Genomic DNA, 381 nt, shown 5'->3' with positions numbered 1-381 from the left:
CGCCGGGCGCCCGCGAGCGCGGCACCGGCCCCGGCGCCGAGGGCGGGCAGCGCGGCATCGAGCCGGGCCTGGTGGTCCGGGGTGAAACCGTGGCGGCCGCCGTCGGGGAGCCCGGCGGGCCAGTCGAGGTCGAGGCGGAGGACGGACGCGCGGACCGAGCCGGACACGGCGGCACCGCTGCGCCGTGTCGGGTGGTTGCCGTCACCCGAGCCGCCAACGCGGCCTTCGTCGGCCTGCACTTCTGCGCCGCGTGCCTCTTCGGCCGCCACCAACTCCTGGCCCCGCGCCAGCGCATCCTCCGGCAGCGTCACCACACCGCTCGCCAGCGCGACCACGTCCACGCGCGCACCCAGCTCCGCCGCGAATGCCGCCATCGCGGCC

Annotated in this window: 1 protein-coding gene; it reads right to left on the bottom strand. The window is 78.7% G+C overall.

All coding sequences use genetic code 11. The features are described 5' to 3' along the window. Positions 1-381 (bottom strand): hypothetical protein (locus tag AC1DSF_RS31305; RefSeq protein ID WP_478184198.1); only part of this gene is annotated, 381 nt, incomplete at both ends.

It is taken from the genome of Variovorax sp. 01N429, assembly GCF_056399425.1.
Note: the sequence above shows the minus strand (reverse complement) of the source record. Positions and strands in the feature narration are given on the sequence as shown.